The organism is Citrobacter cronae (assembly GCF_016893685.1).
Lineage (GTDB): Bacteria > Pseudomonadota > Gammaproteobacteria > Enterobacterales > Enterobacteriaceae > Citrobacter > Citrobacter werkmanii.
Genome location: NZ_CP069763.1, coordinates 37,790 through 61,792, shown reverse-complemented (window position 1 = coordinate 61,792; position 24,003 = coordinate 37,790). Strand labels below are relative to the sequence as shown.

The window sequence follows — 24,003 nt, the reverse complement described above, 5'->3', positions numbered from 1 at the left end:
TTGTTGTTTTTTTAGACGTTTATGTAATAAAACGTAATTGGAACGTGTCAATTATGGTTCCAGTATTTTATATGAACAACGATCTTTTGCCTCAGAAGTGATCCTCTTCAAAGATTATAAAATTTATACATATATTTCATTGTGTTAATGTTTTTTCGTGCATGAGGTGTGTCTATCGATAGCGTCAGGCTTTTATTATGACATGCTTATAAAATGCACTTTTTAATATTGTAACGTTCAAATTTTAGTGCTGAAGATAGTTTCCTGATGAGCGCCGTGCTAGCATCAAAGCATCAGGGGAAGGATGTAAAAATGCCAACTATCAAAGACATAGCAAGAATTGCCGGTGTGTCGCATGGGACTGTCTCGAATGTGCTCAATGGCAGAGGGAATGTAAGCGTCGAGAAGATTGAAGCGGTTCAACGTGCAGCCCGAGAAGTTGGCTATCAGTTGAATGCGCAGGCGCAATCGTTAAGAGCCAGCAAAAGTCAGGGAGTGGCATTGATTCTGCCCGACATCAATGCCGAACAGTACTTTCAACTCTATCGGGGATTGCATCAGGTTTGGCAGCCTTCATTAAGCGAACCGATCGACCTTTACCTGACCAACGATCTGCCTAATCTTGAGCTGGAGATTCTGCAAACGCTGGCGGCAAAGTCTTATCAGGCTGTTGTCTCGGTCAGTTGCCTGAATGACAGTCAGCCCTATTACGACTTGCTCAGGCTTTCCCCGGAAAATATTTTGTTTGCATATCGCCAGCCTGTCGGCGCAGTTTGTTATTTTAGCCTTGACTATGTGACTGCAGGCGAAGAAATAGCGAGGAGGGCGCTGGCGCAGCAGCCGGGCCATATTGGTGTTTTTTGCGAACGTCTGGAATTTTCCCATAGCGCGAGCTTTACTCAGGCGATACAGGAAACCTGCCGGGAATTAAGTCCGCATACGAAGCTTACGATTTTACCTGCACATGCCAGTGAAGCTAACACCGTCGCTTTTGACTTTTTTCGCGGGGCAATTCCCGATCTGTTTATTGTCCAGGACTCTGAGAGAACGCGAGCACTGACGCAAGCAGCCTGGTTTGGTAGCTCCCAGTCCTGCCCGCCGATATTGCAACTGAGTGATAATCTCCCTGCATCCTTCGACGGGATCACCAGCTACCAGATGGATTATGGTCGCCTGGGGACAACTATTGCCTCCAGTATTCGCCTGCCTAAAAGTAAAGAAAAGCATCGTATTCTGACAAATTGCGGTTTTTCCTGGAATGGACAGTACGTGCCGCCGCCTGAAACAGAGGCGACGCTGAATATGTTAATTTTACCGAGTCCTTCGACTGATGCGTTGAAGAAACTGTTACCCCACTTTTATCGCCAGACCGGTATTAAGGTAAATCTTGCGGTTTATCCCTATGATGAAGTTTTTGAAATCCTTTCCCACCTTCATCTACATCCTTATTACGATTTACTGCGAATCGATATGGCGTGTTTTCCGTGGTTTGCAGAGAAAGCACTCTTGCCGCTGGAATCCGTCTCTTCTGAGCTTCCATTGCTGTTGGAAAATTTCTCTGAGCAAATTCAACAGCACTTCAGCATGGTGAATGGGACCGCATGGGCAATACCCTTTGATGCCAGTATGCAGCTTTTGTTTTATCGACGAGATCTGTTTGAAGACGCGACGATTAAACGGATGTTTTATGAAGCAACGGGAAAAGAGTTAACGCTGCCAGAGAGCTTTGCGCAATTTGATGAGATAGCGGCTTTCTTTAGTCAATTACATCAGCCAGAAAACAGACAGCGCCCGATGGGAACAGCGGTGACGCTGGGAAGCTCGGGGCTTATTGCTACCGAGTATCTGCTGCGTTACTACGCGCTCGGTGGGCGTTTGGTGCGCGAAGGCGAGCCGGTACAACTCGAGCCTTCACTTGCCGCAACTGCACTCGAACAATATCTACAACAGCTTTCTATCGCCGTGAATCTGCCCGGTGAGTGGTGGAGTGACGCGGTAAAACAGTTTGAGCGTGGAAATCTTGCCATGCTGATCATGTATCTCAATTTGTTCAACGATGTGGCGCACACGGCCATAGCGCCCACTATTGGCTATGCTCCCGTTCCGGGGCAACTTCCACAATTGGGGGGCGGTTCCATTGGAATGTCCCGCTACAGTAAAAAGAAAAAACAGGTTGAGCAGTTCTTTCATTGGCTTTATTCCGATGAAATTGCGCGCCATCTGGTTTTGCTGGGAGGAAATAGCGCCTGGTCTGGAATATGTCACGATCAAAACGTTCTCAATCTCTACCCGTGGTTTAATTTATTGAATGAAAAAGGCATGACGGGAATAAGGGAGTCTGAGGGAAGTAAAGGTGAACCTTTCAACCTGCGCCAGGCAGAGATTATTATCGGGCAAGGTGTGACGAATGCAATTAACGGCATTATGGATGTCTCTCAGGCCGTGGAATATATTAATGCGCGAATAAGAAACGAAACGGGTGCCTGAAAATAGGCAGTGGCTTGCCTCTTACTGATGACGTAAGAGGCGAGGTCATGCTTTTATCAGTAACCGACTTGATAAGTACGCCCGGTTTGGATGCCTTCCACGCTGCGGCGATAGGCGTTGGCAACGGTAGCGGCCGGGACGCTTTCAAAACCCGGAAAGAAATCGTCGTAGGCTGCGGCGGATTCACTGAGCACGGTTGGGCTAATCAGGTTGATACGCAGCCCACGCCCCAGCTCACAGGCCGCCGCGCGAACAAATCCTTCCAGACCGGCATTGATCGTTGCCGCATTCGCCCCCTGCGCGATGGGTTCATGGGCGATGATGCCGCTAATGAGCGTAATTGAGCCGCCATCATTGAGAAAATGCTGCCCGGTTAATGCCAGACGAATCTGGCCTAACAGCTTATCCTGTAAACCCTGGTTAAAATCCCGATCGGTCATGGTGGATAACGGCCCAAAGAACAAATTGCCGGTGGCGGAAACGATCGCATCTACCCGTCCGACTTTTTCAAACAATGCCCCGACACTCTCCTGGGAGGTGATATCAACCTGGTAATCTCCCTGCGTGCGGCCCACACGGATCACTTCATGTTTACGGCTTAATGCTTCCGTAACTGCGCGACCCACCGTACCGCTGGCACCAACAATAACGATTTTCATAACCACCTCCGCAATAGTGTGAGCCGCTATTCTTTAATGAAAATGAAATCGGATAAACTGGCCAAAAGTTAGATGATTACTAACCAGAGGTTTGCAATATGGATAAACTGCGCGGCATGGAAACGTTTATCGCGGTGGTGGAGAGCGGGAGCTTTACCACCGCGGCCACGCGACTGGGAATGTCTGCGGTGATGGTGGGGAAGTATATCACCCACCTTGAAGCTCAACTCGGTACGCGCCTGCTGGAGCGCAACACACGTCGCCAGAGTCTGACCGATGCCGGTCGTGTCTATTTTGAAGAAGCCCGGCGTGTGCTGGAACAGGTGTCGATAGCCGAACGCTCAGTGGAGCGTCTGCGGCTGGCGCCTGCGGGGACGCTGCGCATCAGCGCGCCAACCTCCTTTGGCGCCTGCGTTATCTCGCCGTTGGCCGCCTCGTTTTTACAGGCCTGGCCGGAAGTGCGCATTGAACTGGATCTGACCAATCGGATGGTCGATCTGGTGAATGAAGGGGTTGACCTGGCGATCCGCATTGGCGATATCCATCAGACTGATGTAGTGGCGAAATACCTGTGTCCGTACCGTATGGCGATTTGCGCGTCACCGGATTATCTCGCTCGTCATGGCACCCCCTTCACGCCCGCGGATCTGGTGGATCATTTGTGCCTGTCCCACACCGTGTGGACGGCCCGCAACGAATGGATGCTACCGGGCGCGGGGGGCGAAGTCAGATGGAAGCGCGATGCGATCCTGCGCTGTAACGATGGTCATGGCCTGCGTATGGCGGCAGTGGCGGGGGCGGGGCTGTTGTTACAACCGGAGGTGCTGTTGGCGGAAGAGTTAGCTACTGGCAGGCTGGTGCGGGTGCTGGAGGCGTTTACGCCGCAGCCACGACCCATTCATCTGCTGTGGCGGCAAGATTTGCGTGCGTTGCCGAAGCTGACGCGGTTTGTCGAGCACGTTCTTAGTGCAGTTCAGGAATTAAGATGAAAATGCCGGATGGCCAGCGCCATCCGGCATATTACTAACCGATATCCACCTGCGGTTTGCTGTTACGCTTACGGATCAGGCGCAGCACCGGCGGGATAACGATAACCAGTACCGCCATCACCAGCAGCACTTTCGCTACGCCGCTGGCCCACAGAATATCCATGCTGCCGTTACTGATAGACAACGCCCGGCGCAGGTTCTGCTCCAGCATTTCCCCGAGAACGAAGCCTAAAATCAGCGGCGACATCGGGAAGTGCATCTTACGCAGAATGTAGCCCAGTACGCCAAGGGCGACCATCAACACCAGATCAAAGGTTGTGCTGTGAACGGCGTACACGCCAACCGCGGAGACTGCCGCGATAGCCGGTACCAAAAACCACAGCGGGATAGTCAGCATACGAGTAAACAGGCCGATCAGCGGGATGTTCATCACCAGCAGCATCACGTTGGCAATCAGCAGCGCCGCAATCAGTCCCCAAACGATATCCGGCTGCTCGGTGAACATCGCCGGGCCAGGGGTGATGTTGTACAGGGTCAGCGCGCCCATCATCACTGCCGTGGTGCCGGAGCCTGGAACGCCGAGCGTCAGCATCGGAATAAAAGAGCCACAGGCCGAGGCATTGTTTGCGGCCTCAGGTGCCGCCACACCGCGAATATCCCCCTTGCCGAAGCTGTCGCTGTTGCCGCTGAGCTTTTTCTCGGTCATGTAGGTGATAGCGCTGGCAATGGTGGCACCTGCGCCAGGCAGAACGCCGACGAAAAAGCCAATCACCGATGAACGCAGGGTTGCGCCTACGCACTGTGCGCCTTCTTTGGCGTTGAACAACATGCGGCCTGTTTTACGCACCAGCGTCTGGCCGCTGCTGGTATGTTCCAGCATTAACAGTATTTCTGAGACAGAGAACAACCCAATCACCACCACGATAAACTGCACACCGTCGGAGAGATGAACGCTGTCAAAGGTAAAGCGATAAACCCCGGTGTTGGCGTCCACGCCGACGGTCGCGAGGCCGAGACCGATAAGCGCTGCCAGAAATGATTTCAGCGGATTTTGCGCCATCATGCTGCCGAGGCAGGCAATGGCGAAAACCATTAAGGCGAAGTATTCGGCCGGGCCGAAGGACAGCGACCATTGGGCTAACGCTGGGGCAAACAAAATGATGCCGCCGATAGCGATAAGCGAACCAAAGAATGAGCTGACCGCCGAGATAGAGAGCGCAACGCCGCCACGCCCTTGCTGCGCCATCGGGTAGCCATCCAGCGCGGTCATAATCGCTGCCGCATCGCCGGGCACGTTCAGCAGGATCGAGGAGATACGCCCGCCGTATTCACAACCAATGTAGACCGTCGCCAGCAGGATCAACGCAGATTCAGCCGGCAGGTGCAAAGCGAAAGCCAGCGGCAGCAGGATCGCCACGCCGTTAATCGGCCCGAGGCCGGGCAGCAGCCCGACGATGGTGCCGACAAAGCAGCCAATCAAGGCGATAACCAGGTTTTCCGGCGTCATCGCCACCGCGAAACCCTGAGAAAGATAAATCCAGGTATCCATCGTTTCTCCGTTAACCCAGCCAGGCGCCGAGTGGTAAGGTGACGTCAAGCAGCCGGTCGAAGGCATACCACAACAGAATGCCGAGTACCGCGCCGGAAATACCCGCAGCCGGAATGGTTGCGCCGAACAGCATGCCAATCACCACGGTGAGAATGGCGGTGGCGATGGGAAAACCGAGCCATTCAAAACCCCAGGCGTACATCAACAGAACAATCACCATCGTCAGCAGCTTTTGCAGCACATGGCGGCGAGGCCAACTGATGGTGTCCGGGTGGCGCAACAGCAGCGCCACGGCGCATAACAGCATCAGACTGATAATGCCCAGCGGAAAGGGACGCGGGCCAACCGGCTCATAGCTGTATTCGCTGGTGATTTGCCAGGCCACGAACAGCCCGGCTATACAGAGCAACAGCCAGATACCTGCAAAAATACGATCGCTCATCATCTTTGCCTCTGCGCTTATTTCGCCAGACCGAAGGCTTTCGCCTGCTCACGATAATCCGTGACCTGCTTCTTCACGTACTCGTCGAGCTGCTTACCGCTCATGTTGAACTCGAACAGGCCGCGGAGATCGCGCTGCTTTTTAAATTCCTCAGTCTGCTGGAGTTTGTTAAAGGCATCGACCCACCACTGGTATTCGGCATCGCTGACTTTTGGTCCAACGTAGAAGCCGCGAATGATCGGCCACACCAGGTCGTAACCCTGCTCTTTGGCCGTTGGCACATTGGCTAACTGACCCGGCAGGCGTTCTTCAGAGAACACCGCGAGCACGCGGATTTTGTCGCCGCTGAGATAAGGCACCATCTCGCTGAGATCGCCGGAAACTACTTGCACGTGATTGCCCATCAGCGCGGTAACCGGTTCGCCGCCGCCCTCAAAGGCCACATAGCGCATCTTGTGCGGATCGACGTTGGCTTTTTGCGCCAGCAGCGCCGACTTCATCCAGTCCTGACTACCGATTGAGGCACCCGCGCCAATAACTACGCTGTTAGGATCTTTTTCCATTGCCGTCAGCAGATCTTTCAGCGTCTTCCATGGTGAGTCCTGGCGTACGGCTATCATGCCGTAATCCGTGCCCACGCTTGCCAACCAGCGCACGTCATCCACGCCATAGCGACCAAATTTACCTTGTGACAGGTTCAACAGGGAGCCGCCGGAGAAAGCCACCACGGTACCCGCTTCAGCCGGGCGTTGAGCGACGATTGCGTTATAGGCCACAGCGCCAACGCCGCCGGGCATGTAGGTTACGCGCATCGGTTTTTCGATAGCGCCGGTTTCCATCATGCTCACCTGAATCAACTTGCAGGTGAGATCGAAGCCACCGCCGGGTTTCGCCGGGGCGATACATTCGGTGCGCGATGGCGCTTGTTCTGCCAGAACAGAGGTACTCATCAGTAAAATGCTTGCAGTAAGGGTACGAAGTAATTGTTTTTTCATTGTTTATCCTCACACCGGAAAACCGGATTTTCGGGTACGGAAGAAGATTTTTGTGATTATGTGAGCCGATGTGTAGCAGTTCGGTTGCGTGATTGTTAAAACATTAACCTTTCAATTCCCTTTCAATGCGGCAGAAACTTTACAGGATGTGATATGCGTCTCTTATTAGCGGAAGATAACCGTGAGTTAGCTCACTGGTTGGAGAAAGCGCTGGTGCAAAACGGTTTTGCCGTCGACTGCGTTTTTGATGGCCTGGCGGCCGACCATCTTTTACATAGCGAAACGTATGCGCTGGCGGTGCTGGACATCAATATGCCGGGGCTGGACGGTCTTGAAGTCGTCCAACGGCTGCGCAAGCGCGGTCAGACGCTCCCCGTTCTGCTGTTGACGGCGCGTAGCGCGGTGGCCGACAGGGTGAAAGGGTTAAACGTCGGGGCCGATGACTATCTGGCAAAACCGTTTGAAATCGAAGAGCTTGATGCCCGCCTGCGGGCTTTGCTTCGTCGCAGCGCGGGGCAGGTGCAAGGCATACAGCAACTGGGGGAGTTGGCGTTTCACGATGAAGGCTATTTTATGTTACAGGGACAGCCGTTGGCGCTTACGCCGCGTGAACAGGCTCTGCTGACGGTGCTGATGTACCGTCGCCTGCGTCCGGTTTCGCGCCAGCAGTTGTTTGAACAGGTTTTCAGTCTAAGCGATGAGGTCAGCCCCGAAAGTATCGAACTGTACATCCATCGTCTGCGTAAAAAACTTCAGGGAAGCGATGTGCGCATCGCCACGTTACGTGGTCTGGGCTATGTGCTGGAGCGTAGCGATGAAATGGGTTAAGCCCCAGTCGTTGTATCTGCAACTGCTGATGTTTCTGGGATTACCGCTGCTATTGCTGTGGGGACTGTCGGCATTTAACAGCTATGTCAGCGCGTTACAGGCGGCGACGCAGGCGTATGATCGGACCCTGCTCTCGTCCGCCAGAACCGTCTCTGAGCGGTTAGTGGTACGTAATAAACGACTGGAAGTGAATGTGCCGTGGGTAGTGTTGGACAGTTTTGAACTGAATATGAATGACAGGCTGTATTACAAAGTGGTCGACCCGGCGGGGAAGGTGATATCAGGTTATGACGATTTACCTGCGATGCCGCCTGCAACCTCGCGCACCCGGCTTTATCCGGCGCTGGCGTGGTTTTATCACACTGAATATCGCGGCGAGGCAATCCGCGTGGCACGTCTTCTTCAGCCAGTCAACGAGGGCGGCATTACCGGTATGGCGGAAATTTATGTCGCTGAAACGCTGCAATCGCGGCGGTATCTGGCGCGACAGTTGCTGTTCTCCTCGTGGGTTTCGCAAGGACTGCTGGTAATGCTCACGCTGGTGCTGGTTGGCTGGCTGCTGCGTCGGGTGCTACGTCCGATGCGCCAGTTGTCATCGCTGATGGTGCGTCGTGAGCCTGGGCTGCTGACGCCGTTGCCGGAGCTGTTGCCGTGGTCGGAAACCCGTCTGCTGATTGTGGCATTCAACCGCTATCTGGACCGACTTCGTGGCCTTATCTCTCGTCAGGAACGCTTCAGCGCGGACGCATCCCATCAGCTAAAAACGCCGTTAGCGGTACTGAAAACTCAGGCGGCGGTAGCCCTCGCCAGCCCGCAGCCTCAGCAATGGTTCGAGAGTTTACAGGCCATGAGCGTGACTCTGGATAACACTATTCAGCTGACGGAAAGGCTGCTTCAACTGTCGGCTGTTAAGCGCAAAGAGCAGGAAGAAAAGCACTTCTCACCGGTTAATTTGTATGAGGTGGTGCAAAGCAGCTGTTTTACCCGGCTGGCGCAGGCGCGCAGTAAAGCTATCGATCTGGGTTATGAGGGGGAACAGGGCGCGGTGTGGATTGAGGGCGATGAAGTCCTGCTGGGCGAGCTGTGTGGAAATCTACTGGATAACGCCCTGAAATACACCCCTGCGCATGGGGTGGTGACTGCCCGACTGCAGCGTGAAGGCGAAGCCGTGGTGCTGATGATTGAGGATAGCGGGCCAGGTATAGATGACCAGATGGTTCATCAGGCGATGCTACCGTTTCATCGACTTGATAACGTTGGCAATGTCCCTGGCGCAGGAATTGGTCTGGCGCTGGTTAACGACATTGCTCGCTTACACCGGACGCATCCGCAGCTGGCACGCAGCGAAACATTAGGTGGGTTAAGCGTGCGGGTGCGCTTTTTAAGCGTTGCTGCCTGATATGTTTTTATTGTGGCGCCCGGCACTCAAATATAATTAAAAGTAATTAACTTTGTTATTGTTGCGTTTTTAAATATCACTATAAGGTATTTGTTGTTATTTAATTACAGCGTTTAGCCACAATGAAAGGTGGGTTCAGAATAAATCAAGCAAAGCCGTAGTGAAATTTGTCATACATAAAACGTTTTTCATAGACTATGTTTTGTTAATTGTCAATGATGATTTTGTTGTAAAAAATGAACTTTTTTGATTTGGTGGTTAAAACTTATGTTGCATTAATTTTCTTTAAAATCATAATGATGAGAATGAATGGGTGGTTTGTATCACACTAATAAACATTATTTTTTACATTTACTGACAATGGGTCATTGCGTTTTTTAGACTTGTGATATAATTAGCAACATGAAATGAGAAAAAAATAATTAAATATCAATAGATAATGGGCTGAGATATGCTAAAAAAATCGCTAAAGATTAGCAGTCAAGGATATCCAGTCTTTTTAAAACTGGTTGATTTTATCGTTATTAATGTGACGCTAATTTTTAGTGCCCATCTGCTGGGGTTGATGCCATTTAACACCATTGCTATTCTGAGTATTCTGTTTTCAGTCTTTTTTTTGCTGTTTGCTGAATATATCAAGATTTATCAGCAAAAAATTAAAACGATTGGTTTACGTAATCAAAAACGGTTACTTTTTTGTACGCTGCTGGCTATTTTTTTTAACGAGCTGGTGAGTATGACAGTGGCAGAACCGGCGTCCCTCGGTTACTTAGACAGGTTACCTTCGCCTTTTTATTCTGCCATTATTTACTGGTACTTCATTCCATTACCTTTTCTTTATTACATTCGCTTTTTTATTTTTAAATATTCAACGAAAAAGAGTATGCGCGTGGCGATTATTGGTTTGACCGACAATGGTCTGGCCGCGGAAAGCGCGTTACTGTATGAGTACGCCAATATCAAATTGGATCTGGCTTTTTATGATGAGCGGGCGTTATCGCGCTGTGGCGACATCGTTGATAAGATCAAAAGCCCCTTTCGTGGCCCGGTGATTAATCTGGTTGAGGAAGCCCGACTGGGAAATATTGACGAAATATATATCGCTTTACCGATGGTGGCGCTGCACCGCATCCGCCATTTCCTGGCTATGATGTCAGATACCACCGTAGATACCTATATTGTTCCTGACTTTTATACCTACAGCAACAATATGTCCAAGCTACGCTCTATCCACAACCTGCAAACCATTGGTATCTTTAGCTCACCGTTTGAAGGGGCGGGTTCGTTTATTAAGCGGGCGGAAGATTTGGTGCTTGGCAGTATCATTATGCTGATGATTTCGTCGCTGATGTTGGTTATTGCTATTGGTATCAAACTCACTTCTCGTGGGCCGGTTTTTTTTAAACAAGACAGGTATGGCCTGAGTGGGCAAAAAATTAAGGTCTGGAAATTTCGCACTATGCGCGTTATGGAGAATTCCGGGACGGTAATTCAGGCCACGAAAAACGATCCGCGGGTGACGAAATTCGGTAGTTTCTTACGCCGTACATCGCTGGATGAACTTCCGCAATTTATTAACGTATTGCAGGGAAGTATGTCGATTGTGGGTCCCAGACCCCATGCGGTTACGCATAATGAGCAGTATCGTAAACAGGTCGAAAATTACATGATCCGCCATAAGGTAAAGCCTGGCATCACCGGACTTGCGCAGATTAACGGTTTTCGTGGGGAAATCGATGCGCTTTATAAGATGGAAAAACGGGTTCAGTACGATATTGAGTACATTCAAAACTGGTCATTATGGCTGGATATAAAAATTATCATTAAAACCATTTTCAAAGGATTTGTCGGTAAGAATGCATACTAAATTAATCGTTATTACCGGAATCGTGATAACGCAGTCCGCATGGGCTGATTTAACACCGAAATCACACATAGGCTTTGCGGGGATCGACTTCCAGGGCAAGGTTGCTGTGGATTATGGTTATAATGATAACGTGACTTATCAGCCACATAACAGCGATGCTGTCGGTTCCTCGTTTCAGAGCGCAGCGCCAGTGCTGAGTATGATCGGCGAGCGCGGTCAGGATAAGTATTTACTGATGTACTCTGGGGATTACCGTAACTACTCGAGCGATTCTGCTGATAACTACACCGATCATTTTTTCCGTTTTAACGGGGCCTGGCGTTATGGACTCAAGCATGGCTTAACCCTCAATCTGGAGGATTCGCTTGGACATGAATCCCGTGGCCGCGGCATTACCGAGGGCTTTTTACCGGGCCAGTTCGAGCAGTATGGGATTAAATCACCGTTGACGACAAATTTCATCAACAGTGAATTACGCTACAGCTACGGCGCGCCAGAGGGGCGTGGCAAAGCGGAACTGGCGTTGTTATACAAAAAACTGACTTTCGGTAATACTTCTGATGTGCAGGATACCAGTGAAGATTTTTACCATTACATTCAGGAACAGGAATGGCATGAAAATAGTCTGGTAGCGGAAATTTTTGACCAATACACTTCCAGAACACGTTTTCGCTATAGCTTTATTACTAACCAGCGTCGCTATGACAACAACTCAGAAAAAGATACTAATGAGTACTATTTGCTGTACGGCATGAAGTCGCAGTTGACCGGAAAAACTAACGTCGACATGAATATTTCATGGTTGTACAAAACATTTGAAAACAGCACAAATTCGCATGATTTTAATGGCCTCAACTGGGACATAAAAGCAGAGTGGAAGCCGCTGCAACAGTCGGTTTTCACAGCCCACTCGGCACAAAGTATTAAAGACCCGTCGGAAGTTGGGGGATACATTTTAGTGACCCAGTATGGCATTTCTTACCAGCATTTCTGGTTAGGGAATCGTTTTTCGACTTTGCTGGATTATTCATACACTGCGGAAGACTATAAAAAACAGAACAAGGATCGGCATGATAAAGATGGGGTATTTAGCGTAACCATGAGCTACGACTATACGCCATCGGTTAATTTTGAGATTAAATATCAATTAGATACATTGAATTCGAATAAGGATACTGACTCGTTTTATATCGGTCCCAACGACAACCAGGAAGTTATTAGAACGTTGGGTTATGATAATTCTATGATTATGCTTAAAGCTAAGGTTCAGATCTAAAATGAAAATAATAGAACTGTGCGCGTTTTTGCTATTCAGTATCCTGGTGGTCGGATGCACAACGTCCAGCCCGAGATTAATGGATGATCCTGCTACTGTTCAGCAGGATTACCGGCTTGGGGCGGGGGATACTGTCAATATCGCTGTTCACGGTCAACCTGATATGACGATGCGGTTTATTTTGGATAAGAGCGGGGAGATTAATTTCCCGTTTGTGGGCGCTCTTAAATTAAAAGATAAAACTGTCGAACAGGTGACTAACGAATTAACTCAACGGCTGACGGGAGATTACTTTACCACGCCGATGGTGACGGTAAGTATTGCCGAATTCCGTAGATACTATGTTTCGGGCGAGGTGAAAAGCCCGAACGGATTTGCCTGGGAGCCAGGTCTTACCGTCGAGAAATCAATTGCGCAGGCGGGCGGATTTACAGATCGTGCTGACCGAAAAGATATCAACATTCGCCTGTCGGGGAGCAATCAGCTGCTTGAGAATGTCGATTTAACGCACTCTGTTCATCCTGGGGATGTCGTGATTATTGGCATGGGGTTCTTCTGACGATGAAACTATCTATAGTGGAAAACGGCAAAAAACGAGAAAGTACGGTTGAATTCTCCCGCTTTGCCAAAGAGCTGAAAAAGAACGCCTGGAAAATCGCACTGGCCGGTATCGTTGCCGGGGTCGTGGCATACCCATTAATCAGCATGATGTCCTCAAAGTATGTCTCAACGGCGACGGTACTGATTAAAGCCCAGGCCGATAACGTTTCTCCATTCCCACAGGTTGATGGTTTCGATTCAACGCGCAGTGGTTACTATGAAACGCAATATGCGTTGATGCATTCGCGTATTGTGCTTGAGCAAGCCGTCCGCGATATGAAACTGGATGAAAACCCGGAATTTACCGGGGAAAAAGCCGGTACCCAGGGAGCGGAAAGCAATGAAAGTCGGCAGTTGAGGATGGAGCAAGCGCTGAAAACGTTGTCGAAAAACCTGAATGTCATCGGTATTCGTACAACGAACCTGGCGTCTATCACCTATGAATCCCCCTCCCCGCTGATGGCTGCTGACGTTGCCAACGGCGTCGCGCAGGCGTTCATCAACTATACGGTTGAGCAAAAGCGCCTGAAAGTAGAGAAAGCCCGCGAACTGAATTTTGAAAAAATGGAAGAGATTCAGAAGTCGATAGCGAAACAAAAAGAGGAAATGGACAGCTATCTGAAAAACGCCGGGCTGCTGACTTTTCGCGGTATCGATGGTTTTGAAACCGAGCAGTTAAGTATTGTCACCAATCGTCTGGCTGATGCGACCCAGCGTCGCGTTGCCGCAGAATCTGTCTATAACGAGGTGAACAGCGGAGGGCGGTCGGTGGAGAGCGTTATCTCACTACCTTCGGTCTCTAACCACGCCCAGATTCAGGATTTACGTATCGCGTTAATTCAGGCGCAGCGCACGTTGTCTGAACTGCGCAAAGTATACGGGCCGAAAAATCCCGCTATTTTAAAAGCAGAAGCGGATGTCCAGTCGATCCAAAGCCAAACCGGACGGGTTCTGGGTGAGCTGAAAGTGGGGTTACGTCAGCAATATCTGGCGGCGCTGGCGGATGAAAAGAACTATCAGCAGCAGGTGGAGCAACAGAAAGAGATCTTCCAGAAAATGGCCTCAAAACGTGATGCCTGGAATAGCCAAAAGCTGTCGTTAGATAAAATGGAAGATCTGTATAAATCGCTGTATCAACGTACTCAGGAACTGTCGCTGTCCGGCGTAAATGCCGACGCGGTGTTATATGATCCTGCCGTTCCCGCACTAAAACCAGCGAAGCCGAATAAATCCCTCTTGTTGGCGATGGTGGTCCTGCTGGTGGTGGTGTTCAGTATCATGTATTTCATTGTCAAAGCGGCGATGGACAACTCAATCGGTACGTTGAGTCGTATGAAAAAACGCCTGAACGTTGCTCCGCTGGGCGAAATCCGTCGTTTTAGCGGAACCTCAGGGCGCGCGCAGGTGCGGGACATGATCCTGAAGAACCCGCTGAATGCCGATATTGTGCACGGTATCCGTACCCGGATTATGTTGGATAATCGACCGTTACAGACGCTCGCCGTGGCGTCGACGGAGCACCGTGAAGGGCGCTCTTTGCTGGCGAGTCTGTTAGCAAATTCCTTTAGTTTCGATCAGAAAACGCTGCTTATTGATGCGGATTTCTTCAATACTGACGGACTCTCATCCGAGTTGGCATCGGCAACGTCCGCAGGCGTAGCGGAACTGCTGCGTGGGGAGACCCAGCTTGAACAGGCGCGGATCAAGCTCAGTGATAATCTCGATTTTATTCCGCACGGGAAGACCACCATCTCTTCTCTGCTGATGTTGTCGTCCGGGCACCTTGAGCCGTTAATGCACGAACTGAAATCCCACTATCAACGCATCATTATCGATGTGGCTGCGGTAAATCAGAGTCAGGACGTGCAATTGATCAAACGCGCCGTTGATGGCGTTATTTTCATCGTGAAAGCCGGCTCGGGTTCGGCGGGACATATAGCCAACGCGCTGGACAAGATCGAGGAAAATGATGGCGTTGTGATTGGCGCTGTGCTGAATGCGGTTGAAGAAAAGGACCTTGAAACACAAGAGGGCCTGCGTTCACTGAACTTCAGCACCGATCAACTGATGACAACGCCAGGCCGCGTATGAGTCTACTGAAGAGCGCCTCCACGATAGCCGGTTCATCAGTCATCTCGCAGTTGATTGGTGCGCTGTCTATCTGGTTGATCTCACACAAGTACGATATGGCTGAAGTGGGGCTTTATGCGCTCAACTACAGTATTGCCGTGGTGGGCGCTCAGGTCTGTACCTTTGCATCACAGCTGTTAATTCCTAAACAGCAGGACGACGAACTGGTACAGAATGTTGTGTTTTGCCTGATACAAAGCACGATTATCGCCTTACCCTACGCTGTACTGACCGCGTGGTTGTTTCACCAGAGCATACTGTTTCTCTATTTACTGACGCTTGCTACGGCGTGGGTTCTGATCTCGGAAAACCTGGCGCTGCGCACAGCTAACTTTCGTTTTCTGATCTTCCAGCGCATTTCTGTTTCTGTGGTGGTATTACTTTCGATACTGGTTACGCACCATGTGCAACTGTTCTACTGGTCATGGGCCTGCGCGACGATGGTACTGACCATCAGCTGTATTTTGCATTCGTTTGATATTCGTTTGGTGGCGGCCCAACATTTGCGGCCCGCCAGCAATTGGCATTTTTTTAAACAGAATATTCATCACATCACTAAAGTTGGCAGCGCTGAGGTGTTGGCGATGGCCAGCAGCAATCTGCCGATTATGCTGATTAACTTCTGGTTTTCGGCGCTGACAGCCGGTTATTTTTCCGTGGTCAGCCGCTTCTGCCTGGCGCCGGTGGTGATCATCGGGAACGCGGTGCGTAATACTATTTTTTCCAAGTGGTCTATCGATTTTAGAAATAACACCTTTAATTATCAGGAATATACCCGGGTACGGATGCTGCTGTTGGTGCTGGGGGTTATCTGTACTCTTGGCGTGTTTATTTTCTACCCGATTGTGATGCGCCTTGGTTTTAGCGAAGACTGGATTAACTCCATTGAGACGTCACGCTACATGCTACCCTACCTGTTCCCGGCGCTGGCGATAAGCCCCCTGACGGTCATAGAGCTTATTTTTGGCTCACATCGCTATTTTCTGCGCATCCAGTTGGAGCAACTGGCGATTGTGCTATTCGCTTTTGTCGTGACGCCCTATTTTTATAAAGACTATGCAACGTCGGTGATTTTGTTTTCTTCACTGACATTTATTCGCTACGCCTTTATTTATTTGAAAATGAACAAGCGGGCTAATCTGCTGAAAGACAGGCCGGTGATACTATGACGCTGAATACCGGATATTATTTACAAGGTTATACCTTCGTTACCCTGATCCTGTGTGGCCTGGTGCAATACTTTACCGGCATACAGTCGGTGCTATGGATCCCCTTTTTTCTGACCCTGTTGATGGTGGGATTACTGGTGATGCAGACGCGGGATGGCTCGCTGCGTCTGGATGCGCAGGAGACGATTGTGCTGGCGCTGTATTTCTCATTCCTGATACTGGCCGGGGCTTCAACTCTGATTCAGGGCGGGATCACCGTCGCGATTGTGGCCTTTAAAAATGAAATCGCACTGTCGCTGGTGATGATCTGTTTACTGCTGGGATTTTGCCGGGAGTCGCAGATTTATCGCGTGACTCGCTATTTGTACTGGGTGTTCTACGCGCAGACCCCGGTAATGATTTATCAGGTTTTACTGGTTGTTCCCCAGCGTGTCGCGGTGCGTGGTGAAGATGAAAAATGGGATTCCGTGGTGGGCACGTTTGGCGGCGACCCGATGGGGGGCGGTAACACTGCTGCGATGGGCCTGTTTTGCCTGCTGATTATGTTGTTAAAGGTCTCTGAGTATAAGCACGGACTGACCGCGTTTAAATCCATGGCGTTGCACATTGTTCTCGGGATCGGGCTGTGTATTATTGGCGAAGTAAAGTTCGTTATCCTGCTATCGCCGCTGTTCCTGGCGTGGGTGTGGATCTCACCGAGCTACGTTAAAGACGTTAGCAAGGTTAATCTGAAGACGTTATTGGTTATTGTGGCGGGGATGTTGCTGCTGATTAGCCTGTCGATAGTGATCCTTGCGTATTATTATTCTACTGCGTTTGGCGGCGATCCGTCGAAAAGCTCGTTGAGTATTTTCATCGACTCTTTGAGCTATATTTTTGACCCGAACTACATTATGTCTACCGGGGAGTTAGGGCGCTTTACGACCTTCCTGTTCTGGCTAAAAAATAACGATCTGTGGGGACTTTCAGGAACGTTATTTGGCTATGGACTCAACGCCACTAACAGTGGTAGTACGGTTTCGCCAGGCTTTCTGAATATTATTTATAACTTAATCCTCGACTCGACTTCTCTGAGTATGCTGCTGTGGGAAGTGGGGGTGATTGGCACGTTACTCTTCATTAGCTTATTCATTTATATCCTGAAAATATGTCAGCCCAAGCCTTTACTGATGCTTGAACAACTGGACCAGCAGGATCTGCAATTGTTGAGCTTTGCTCCGGCATTTAATGCTTTTGCGATTGCTTGCTTAATTAGCTTACCTTACAGCCAGATACTGATGATTATACCGATGTTACAATTCCTGTTCTATTTATCACTAGGATCAAGTTTAGTGATTCGTCGAACCGTCCTTCGCTGCGTAGGGTAATTGTATGGACAATAAACCGTTTATTTCAGTGAGTATTAAAACGCTCAATGAATCTGAATGTATTGAGAAAACAATTGATAGTATCCGGAAACAGCTTGTTGATTATCCACATAAAATTATTGTGGCAGATAGTCTGTCAACGGATAACACCCAGCAGTTGGCGATCGATAAAGGGGTGACTGTGGTGTCATTAACCGATCCTGGCGATCGTTGCTGTGGCGTCGGACATCAGTTGGGTTACCTTTATAGTGAGGGGGAATATCTGTTGCTGATGGATGGCGACATGGAGCTGGAAGAAGGGTTTGTGGATCAGGCTGTCGCGTTTTTGCAGGCTGAACCGGAATATGCAGGCGTAGCGGGAACCGTCGAAATGGACGATGCCGTTAACTATGAATTTAAATCGCGTAAGCAACGCATTAATAAAATCTATCCCGTAGGGGACAGCGACCATTTAGGCGGCGGGGGGCTATATCGCCGCTCAGCCATTGAAAAAATTGGTTATCTAACCAACCGTAATCTGCACGCTTATGAAGAAGCCGAACTTGGCCTGCGTTTACTTGACGCGGGTTATAAACTACGTCGTCTGAATATTCCGTATTTCATTCACACTTCGCATACCATGCCGACCTTTCAGATGCTGAAGCATCGCTGGAAAAGCAAATACTATCAGGCGCCGGGCGAATTTTTACGCTGCGCCTGGGGAAAACCCTATTTCATCAACGCGTTAAAGATGGTTAAAAATGAGGCGATTTTTGCTGTTTACCTGGTCGCTTTGTTCATTGCGGCGGTGACCTTTAATCTCGAGCTTTTCGATATCGCATTTCTGCCATTGCTTGCCTTTGTCATACTGAAAACCGTGCAGAATCGGTCGTTATTGAACGGCCTGCAAAGCGTGATGAACTTAGCTGTGCTTTCTGCGGGACTTGTTATAGGGCTGACACATCCGCTACGCGATCCGTTGACTCCGCCTGACAGTAAAATCATTCATGAATAACTAAGGCAGACGCCATGAAAGTTTTATTAGTAAATAAGTTTTTTTTCATCAAAGGCGGCGCGGAAACAGTTTATTTTCAAGAGCGCGATATGCTGAAACAGGCCGGAGTGCAGGTGATTGATTTCTCGATGCAGCATGAGAAAAATTTCCCTTCGGACTATGCGGATTATTTTGTCAGCAATGTGGACTACCACAAAGAAAGTAATTTGTTGGGCGGGCTCAAAACGGCGGTTAACTTTATTCATAATTCGCAGGCCTGCAAAAAAATGCTGGCGTTATTGCAAAAAGAGCGCCCGGATATCGTGCATTTTCATAATATCTACCACCAGTTAACGCCAGCGATAATTAAAGTTGCGCGCAATTTTGGCTGCAAAACGGTACTGACTGCGCATGACTATAAGATTGTATGTCCTGCATATTCCATGCTGCGCGACGGCAAAGTGTGTGATGCCTGTATCACCGGCACGGTTTTTAATGCCTTCAGGTATCGTTGCCAGGAAGGTTCCGCTTCAAAAAGCTTATTGCTCTCTCTGGAGGCAACCTGGCAATACATTGCGCAAAATTACCAGGCGCTGGATGTGATTGTTTCGCCGAGCGTTTTTTTACGCGGCGTGTTGTTGCGTACGCTGCCGAATTCCCGCATTGATGTGATCGTTAATGGGGTCGATGACAGCCGTCCTCTGGATGAGACAAGCGATGAAGGCTATATGTTGTTCTTTGGTCGCCTGAGCCGTGAAAAAGGGGTGGCAACGCTGCTGGCGGCACATAAGAAAATGCAGAACAAAGCACCGTTAAAAATTGTGGGCCACGGTCCGCTACATGACGAGTTAGTCGCCCAATACCCGGATGTCGAGTTTTTAGGTTATGTGCAGCAAGGGGAGGCTCTCGATAAGCTTATTAAGCATGCGCGGGCGGTGATCCTTCCTTCTGAATGTTATGAAAACTGTTCCATGGCGATATTAGAAGCGATGGCTTTAGGCAAGCCGGTGATTGGATCGCGCATTGGCGGGATCCCGGAACAAATTCGTGACGGTATCGAAGGGATTTTATTCGAGCCGGGCAATGCGCAAGCGTTGGCGAATGCGATGGATACGCTGGCTGACGCACCAGAGAAAGCGCGGGTTATGGGGTTACATGGTCGTGCGCGGTTAAGTGAAAAATATGCGCTAAGTAAACATATGGATACCTTACTGGCGCTGTATAAAGAACTGCTGAGCAGGCCATAGTATGAAAAAAATAACGGTTTTTGGCACACGAGGTATTCCGGATGTGTTGGGTGGCGTGGAGACTCACTGCCAGAATCTTTATCCTGCTATAAAGCAGCAGCTCGATGTTGATATTTGTGTTATCGCTCGCTCACCGTATGTGAATTACAAACGGTCAACGTATAAGAAAGTCGAAACCTATGCGCTGTGGGCGCCCAAAAAACGTTCGCTGGAAGCGATTGTTCATTCCGTTTTGGCGGCATTGAGGACAGTTTTCGACCATTCGGATATTGTGCATGTGCATGCTATCGGACCAGGCCTTGTGATCCCATTATTACGTGTTTTAGGCAAAAAGGTCGTTTTTACCCACCATGGGCCTGACTACGATCGTCAGAAATGGGGTTTCATTGCCAAAAAAATACTGTTGCTGGGTGAACGCTGGGCGGTGAGATACGCCAACGAGGTGATTGTGATTTCTGAGGTGATTAATCAACTGATCCAGAAAAAACATGGTCGCTGTGACGCGCATTTAATTCACAATGGCGTGAACGATCCGCGGTTATTATCTGAGCTGACTATCGAAAATACGCTCTCCCGCTTTAGGCTACAGCCGAAAAATTATCTTGTGGTGGTTGGACGATTTGTCGAAGAAAAAGGGATGCATGACGCCATCGCCGCTTATCAACAAAGCGGTTTGACCATGCCGCTGGTGTTAATTGGCGATGCGGATCATCCGACTGAATACAGCATTCGCCTCAAAAAGCAGGCCGCCGACACGCCAGGCGTCGTGATGACCGGATTTTTACGCGGTGATGAGCTGCAGGCGGTATTTTCACAGGCGAAACTGTTTGTGATGCCTTCATATCACGAAGGTCTGCCTATTGCGTTGCTGGAAGCGATGTCCTTTTCTCTTCCCGCCGTGGTCAGTGATATTCCGGCGAACCTGGAAGTTCAGCTACCTGCCGCCGCCTATTTTAAGGTCGGGGATGTGAACAGTCTGGCCGAGAAATTAACCCAGTGGGTGACAGCCAATCGCGTGGACTATCGTGTATATTTGCAAAACTATAATTGGTATGAAATCGCCAAAAAGACAGTCAACGTCTATCACTCAATTGATAAAGATATAGGTTAATTTTGACCAGTCCTCAAAATCGTCCTCCCGTCATCGAGCGATTCTATGCTCACCTTGATGAGCAAATAGCGGCGGGGTTGACCCCGGAACAAAAAGCAGGGGTAGAAAACGCGATCCTGGCCTCGACATTGGTGTCACGGCATCAGATTGATATTCGCCGGAGTTTTCCTTTTTTCAGTAAACGTTTTTATCTGGTTTTTTTGTTTGGCAGAGATTTACGCCGCCAGCATCGCCAGGAATCGACTTTATCGCGGATCTTGCTCACTTTTTTGCTGTTGATCGCCGTGCTGTTCGTCACCTGCTGCGTATTGCTGACGCTGTATATGATCAAATCAGCGTTAGGTATTGATGTATTCCAAAATTTTCACGTCGGTATTTGGGACTGGTGGTTAAATCTGAAAAACCGCTAGCGTGATTAAACCAGTGGGGGGCGTTACTGCGATGAAGAGTAAATGGGTTTCTGTGCTATTGGTTATGTTCCTCCCGCTGTCGGTCATGGCCGCATTAACGACCGTAACCCCCAAAGCATTGACGGGGCCGTTAACTAATCCGGGGATTGGCGTTGCCAGTTTTCATCAGGGATACGGTGAAACGCTGAGTCTGGCGGATTATCCCAATACCGGGTTCGAGTATGAGCGATTTTACTGGCGAGATCTGGAACCTGTTGAGGGCCAGTACAATTTTGCGCTGGTGGATGATGCCTTTAAATACGCAGCGGCGCAGCGTCCCGCGATGAATGTCGGGCTACGATTTATGGCGCTTGCCGACCCGGGGGATGGCACTAAAATTCCCGACTGGCTGATTAAAAAAGGCGTAAAAGGGACCTGGACGTCTGATAATAAGACGTTTGTGCCGGATTTAGATGACCCTTTGTTTATCGAATACAGCCAGCGACTGCTCAACGCATTGGGTCAGCGCTACGATGGTAATGAGAATCTCGCTTTTGTTGATATCGGCATGGTGGGGTCGTGGGGAGAGTGGCATAACAGCAACTTCCCCGACCTGCAGTCACTCATGCAGCGATACACCACCGGACAGTTGGATCGCTACGTTGCGATGCACTTTTCTGCCTTTCCCAAAACGCCCAAAATTATGCTGATAAGCGGTGGGCAAAGCCTGGCAAATGCGGTGGCGCGTGGGGCCGGGTGGCGAGCGGACTGTTGGGGCGACCTGCGCGTGTTTTCAGACTCGTGGAATCATATGCAAGATGACTATCCTCAGCGATTACTGGCAGCGCAGCAAAGTTATGCAGGCTTTAACGATGTCTGGAAACGCGCGCCGGTGAGTCTGGAAATCTGTTCGTATATGCAGGACTGGAAGAATTCTTTTCATTATACGCGCGCCGAAGTGCAGGGGATTTTTGACTGGGCGCTCAAGCAGCATGCCAGTACCATCAACCTGAAATCGAGAGCGATACCCAGCGATTATCGACCGATTGTCGACGATGCGCTGACCAAACTGGGCTACCGATTTCGCTTAGCGTCCCTGAGCCATGAGTCAGTGTGGAACAGTGGACAAACTCTGACGTTGAACAGTACCTGGTATAACGATGGAGTGGCACCGATCTACCTGTCCTATACGCTGGCATTTCGTGTAGTAGACAGTGCGAATAAGGTGGTGGCGCAGGGCAATGCGGCGGATGATATACGACATTGGCTCCCTGGAATTCATCAGGTTAGTTATGCGCTGCCTATGCCGGAGCAGTTGGCGAAAGGGCAATATGCGATTGAGGTTGCGATGCTGGATAAATCTGGTACCGCGAGAATCAACCTGGCCAATGAAGGGAAGCAGAGCAACGGCTGGTATCGTGTATCAACAATAACGTCACGCTAGCCTGGTAAAGCCACGAGCCTGGCGACCAGGCTCGTGGCTGAGAACATCACAGGTTATAACCATTCGGGTTATTTTTTTGCCAGTTCCACGTGTCGCGCATCATTTCATCAAGGCTATAGATAGCCTGCCAGCCTAACTCTTTTCGCGCCAGAGAAGGGTCTGACCAACACTCGGCGATGTCTCCGGGTCTTCTGGCGACAAACTGATAATTAATTTTTGTCTGCGCCGCTTTTTCAAACGCCTCAATGAGGTCAAGTACGGAGTACCCGACTCCGGTACCAAGATTAATCACCTTGTAAGCGGCGCCTTTGTTCTGGGAATCCAACGCGGCTAAGTGGCCGGTCGCCAGATCCATGACGTGTATATAATCACGAACGCCAGTACCGTCGGAGGTTGGGTAGTCATTACCGTATACCGACACGGTCTCAAGTTTACCAATCGCGACCTGGGAGATATACGGGACCAGATTATTGGGAATACCGTTAGGATCTTCGCCAATTCGACCCGATGGATGGGCACCGGCCGGGTTAAAATAGCGCAGGCAGGTGATGCGAAAATCGGGCTGTGCGCGTGAAAAATCGGCCAGAATCTGTTCGACCATTAATTTAGACGTGCCGTACGGATTGGTCGTACCGCCCGTGCGCGACTGCTCGCTTAGCGGCACGCTTTCCGGATTACCGTATACCGTGGCCGATGAGCTAAAAATAAAACGATTCACGCCTGCGGCCCGCATCTCATCAAGTAATACCAGCGTACCCGTGACGTTGTTTTCATAGTAGGCGAGGGGTTCTTTTATCGACTCCGAAACCGATTTGAGTCCCGCAAAATGAATGACATCAGTGATGTTATGGCGGGTGAAAATGTTCTTTAACGCCTGCCGATCCAAAATATCGGCGATATAGACAGTCGGTTTCCTTCCGGCGAGTTCCGCGACTCTGTCCAGCGAGACTTGACAAGAGTTCGACAGATTATCAATGACAACGACATCATCGCCTCTTTCCAGTAGTGTTAAAACCGTATGTGAACCAATATAACCTGCGCCACCAGTGACAAGAATTGCCATACAGACTCCAGATTTATGC

The 24,003-nt window shown here is 49.8% G+C and carries 20 protein-coding genes; 15 read left to right on the top strand and 5 right to left on the bottom strand.

Annotated features, from left to right (window positions below):
* Window positions 1-312 precede the first annotated feature (312 nt).
* On the top strand, window positions 313-2,487 hold the full coding sequence (locus JSN25_RS00230) for an extracellular solute-binding protein (RefSeq protein WP_038632920.1): 2,175 nt from the start codon (window positions 313-315) through the stop codon (window positions 2,485-2,487).
* A 56-nt stretch (window positions 2,488-2,543) separates the two neighbouring features.
* On the opposite strand, the gene JSN25_RS00225 is transcribed toward JSN25_RS00230, so the two are convergent.
* The gene (locus tag JSN25_RS00225; protein WP_267911820.1) at window positions 2,544-3,161 is read right to left on the bottom strand and encodes a short chain dehydrogenase; all 618 of its coding nucleotides are present in this window, start codon (window positions 3,159-3,161) and stop codon (window positions 2,544-2,546) included.
* 83 nt (window positions 3,162-3,244) lie between these two features.
* Between JSN25_RS00225 and JSN25_RS00220 the strand changes: the two genes are divergently transcribed.
* Window positions 3,245-4,135, top strand: coding sequence for a LysR family transcriptional regulator (locus JSN25_RS00220; protein WP_085048892.1), 891 nt, complete (start codon window positions 3,245-3,247; stop codon window positions 4,133-4,135).
* 34 nt (window positions 4,136-4,169) lie between these two features.
* On the opposite strand, the gene JSN25_RS00215 is transcribed toward JSN25_RS00220, so the two are convergent.
* The 3 genes from JSN25_RS00215 to JSN25_RS00205 are packed head-to-tail and all read right to left on the bottom strand — an operon-like array spanning window position 4,170 to window position 7,121.
* Window positions 4,170-5,684, bottom strand: a complete 1,515-nt coding sequence (locus tag JSN25_RS00215) for a tripartite tricarboxylate transporter permease (protein WP_069324599.1) — start codon at window positions 5,682-5,684, stop codon at window positions 4,170-4,172.
* A 10-nt stretch (window positions 5,685-5,694) separates the two neighbouring features.
* A complete protein-coding gene (locus tag JSN25_RS00210) occupies window positions 5,695-6,129 on the bottom strand; it encodes a tripartite tricarboxylate transporter TctB family protein (RefSeq protein WP_087856208.1) in 435 nt (144 codons plus the stop codon).
* A 14-nt stretch (window positions 6,130-6,143) separates the two neighbouring features.
* The gene (locus JSN25_RS00205; protein WP_038632908.1) at window positions 6,144-7,121 is read right to left on the bottom strand and encodes a Bug family tripartite tricarboxylate transporter substrate binding protein; all 978 of its coding nucleotides are present in this window, start codon (window positions 7,119-7,121) and stop codon (window positions 6,144-6,146) included.
* Between the two features lie 153 nt (window positions 7,122-7,274).
* On the opposite strand from JSN25_RS00205, the gene tctD reads away from it, so the two are divergent.
* The 13 genes from tctD to JSN25_RS00140 all read left to right on the top strand — a co-directional run bounded on the left by tctD (window position 7,275) and on the right by JSN25_RS00140 (window position 22,921).
* Window positions 7,275-7,949 (top strand): transcriptional regulator TctD, encoded by a 675-nt coding sequence (tctD, locus tag JSN25_RS00200; protein ID WP_069324600.1) that lies wholly within the window; start codon window positions 7,275-7,277, stop codon window positions 7,947-7,949.
* Window positions 7,936-9,348 carry a sensor histidine kinase gene (locus JSN25_RS00195; RefSeq protein ID WP_085048893.1) on the top strand — a complete coding sequence of 471 codons (1,413 nt, stop codon included), beginning with the start codon at window positions 7,936-7,938 and terminating at the stop codon, window positions 9,346-9,348. Before tctD ends, JSN25_RS00195 begins: the two co-directional genes overlap by 14 nt.
* A gap of 451 nt (window positions 9,349-9,799) precedes the next feature.
* Window positions 9,800-11,215 carry an undecaprenyl-phosphate glucose phosphotransferase gene (locus JSN25_RS00190; protein ID WP_038632899.1) on the top strand — a complete coding sequence of 472 codons (1,416 nt, stop codon included), beginning with the start codon at window positions 9,800-9,802 and terminating at the stop codon, window positions 11,213-11,215.
* Window positions 11,205-12,491 (top strand): outer membrane beta-barrel protein, encoded by a 1,287-nt coding sequence (locus JSN25_RS00185; RefSeq protein WP_137351665.1) that lies wholly within the window; start codon window positions 11,205-11,207, stop codon window positions 12,489-12,491. The genes JSN25_RS00190 and JSN25_RS00185 overlap by 11 nt, the downstream gene beginning before the upstream one ends.
* Before the next feature lies 1 nt (window position 12,492).
* Complete coding sequence (locus tag JSN25_RS00180; protein ID WP_204525363.1) at window positions 12,493-13,050, top strand: polysaccharide biosynthesis/export family protein; 558 nt, start codon at window positions 12,493-12,495, stop codon at window positions 13,048-13,050.
* Between the two features lie 2 nt (window positions 13,051-13,052).
* Window positions 13,053-15,182, top strand: a complete 2,130-nt coding sequence (locus tag JSN25_RS00175) for a GumC family protein (RefSeq protein ID WP_204525362.1) — start codon at window positions 13,053-13,055, stop codon at window positions 15,180-15,182.
* Window positions 15,179-16,390, top strand: coding sequence for a lipopolysaccharide biosynthesis protein (locus JSN25_RS00170; protein ID WP_038632887.1), 1,212 nt, complete (start codon window positions 15,179-15,181; stop codon window positions 16,388-16,390). The genes JSN25_RS00175 and JSN25_RS00170 overlap by 4 nt, the downstream gene beginning before the upstream one ends.
* On the top strand, window positions 16,387-17,757 hold the full coding sequence (locus JSN25_RS00165) for a capsular biosynthesis protein (protein ID WP_204525361.1): 1,371 nt from the start codon (window positions 16,387-16,389) through the stop codon (window positions 17,755-17,757). The genes JSN25_RS00170 and JSN25_RS00165 overlap by 4 nt, the downstream gene beginning before the upstream one ends.
* 4 nt (window positions 17,758-17,761) lie before the next feature.
* On the top strand, window positions 17,762-18,751 hold the full coding sequence (locus JSN25_RS00160) for a glycosyltransferase family 2 protein (protein WP_087856204.1): 990 nt from the start codon (window positions 17,762-17,764) through the stop codon (window positions 18,749-18,751).
* A 14-nt stretch (window positions 18,752-18,765) separates the two neighbouring features.
* Window positions 18,766-19,977 (top strand): glycosyltransferase family 4 protein, encoded by a 1,212-nt coding sequence (locus JSN25_RS00155; RefSeq protein WP_069324606.1) that lies wholly within the window; start codon window positions 18,766-18,768, stop codon window positions 19,975-19,977.
* A gap of 1 nt (window position 19,978) precedes the next feature.
* Complete coding sequence (locus JSN25_RS00150) at window positions 19,979-21,088, top strand: glycosyltransferase family 4 protein (RefSeq protein WP_159121353.1); 1,110 nt, start codon at window positions 19,979-19,981, stop codon at window positions 21,086-21,088.
* 2 nt (window positions 21,089-21,090) lie between these two features.
* Window positions 21,091-21,498: a hypothetical protein gene (locus tag JSN25_RS00145; RefSeq protein WP_204525360.1), complete on the top strand. Its 408-nt coding sequence runs from the start codon at window positions 21,091-21,093 to the stop codon at window positions 21,496-21,498.
* A 31-nt stretch (window positions 21,499-21,529) separates the two neighbouring features.
* Complete coding sequence (locus tag JSN25_RS00140; protein WP_159121352.1) at window positions 21,530-22,921, top strand: DUF4832 domain-containing protein; 1,392 nt, start codon at window positions 21,530-21,532, stop codon at window positions 22,919-22,921.
* Between the two features lie 46 nt (window positions 22,922-22,967).
* On the opposite strand, the gene galE is transcribed toward JSN25_RS00140, so the two are convergent.
* On the bottom strand, window positions 22,968-23,984 hold the full coding sequence (gene galE / locus JSN25_RS00135) for a UDP-glucose 4-epimerase GalE (RefSeq protein ID WP_038632871.1): 1,017 nt from the start codon (window positions 23,982-23,984) through the stop codon (window positions 22,968-22,970).
* Window positions 23,985-24,003: the final 19 nt, after the last annotated feature.

Coding starts and splice junctions, on each gene's coding strand:
- JSN25_RS00230 (WP_038632920.1), top strand. CDS start 313: ATGCCAACTATCAAAGACATAGCAAGAATTGCCGGTGTGTCGCATGGG.
- JSN25_RS00220 (WP_085048892.1), top strand. CDS start 3,245: ATGGATAAACTGCGCGGCATGGAAACGTTTATCGCGGTGGTGGAGAGC.
- JSN25_RS00215 (WP_069324599.1), bottom strand. CDS start 5,684: ATGGATACCTGGATTTATCTTTCTCAGGGTTTCGCGGTGGCGATGACG.
- JSN25_RS00210 (WP_087856208.1), bottom strand. CDS start 6,129: ATGATGAGCGATCGTATTTTTGCAGGTATCTGGCTGTTGCTCTGTATA.
- JSN25_RS00205 (WP_038632908.1), bottom strand. CDS start 7,121: ATGAAAAAACAATTACTTCGTACCCTTACTGCAAGCATTTTACTGATG.
- tctD (WP_069324600.1), top strand. CDS start 7,275: ATGCGTCTCTTATTAGCGGAAGATAACCGTGAGTTAGCTCACTGGTTG.
- JSN25_RS00195 (WP_085048893.1), top strand. CDS start 7,936: ATGAAATGGGTTAAGCCCCAGTCGTTGTATCTGCAACTGCTGATGTTT.
- JSN25_RS00190 (WP_038632899.1), top strand. CDS start 9,800: ATGCTAAAAAAATCGCTAAAGATTAGCAGTCAAGGATATCCAGTCTTT.
- JSN25_RS00185 (WP_137351665.1), top strand. CDS start 11,205: ATGCATACTAAATTAATCGTTATTACCGGAATCGTGATAACGCAGTCC.
- JSN25_RS00180 (WP_204525363.1), top strand. CDS start 12,493: ATGAAAATAATAGAACTGTGCGCGTTTTTGCTATTCAGTATCCTGGTG.
- JSN25_RS00175 (WP_204525362.1), top strand. CDS start 13,053: ATGAAACTATCTATAGTGGAAAACGGCAAAAAACGAGAAAGTACGGTT.
- JSN25_RS00170 (WP_038632887.1), top strand. CDS start 15,179: ATGAGTCTACTGAAGAGCGCCTCCACGATAGCCGGTTCATCAGTCATC.
- JSN25_RS00165 (WP_204525361.1), top strand. CDS start 16,387: ATGACGCTGAATACCGGATATTATTTACAAGGTTATACCTTCGTTACC.
- JSN25_RS00160 (WP_087856204.1), top strand. CDS start 17,762: ATGGACAATAAACCGTTTATTTCAGTGAGTATTAAAACGCTCAATGAA.
- JSN25_RS00155 (WP_069324606.1), top strand. CDS start 18,766: ATGAAAGTTTTATTAGTAAATAAGTTTTTTTTCATCAAAGGCGGCGCG.
- JSN25_RS00150 (WP_159121353.1), top strand. CDS start 19,979: ATGAAAAAAATAACGGTTTTTGGCACACGAGGTATTCCGGATGTGTTG.
- JSN25_RS00140 (WP_159121352.1), top strand. CDS start 21,530: ATGAAGAGTAAATGGGTTTCTGTGCTATTGGTTATGTTCCTCCCGCTG.
- galE (WP_038632871.1), bottom strand. CDS start 23,984: ATGGCAATTCTTGTCACTGGTGGCGCAGGTTATATTGGTTCACATACG.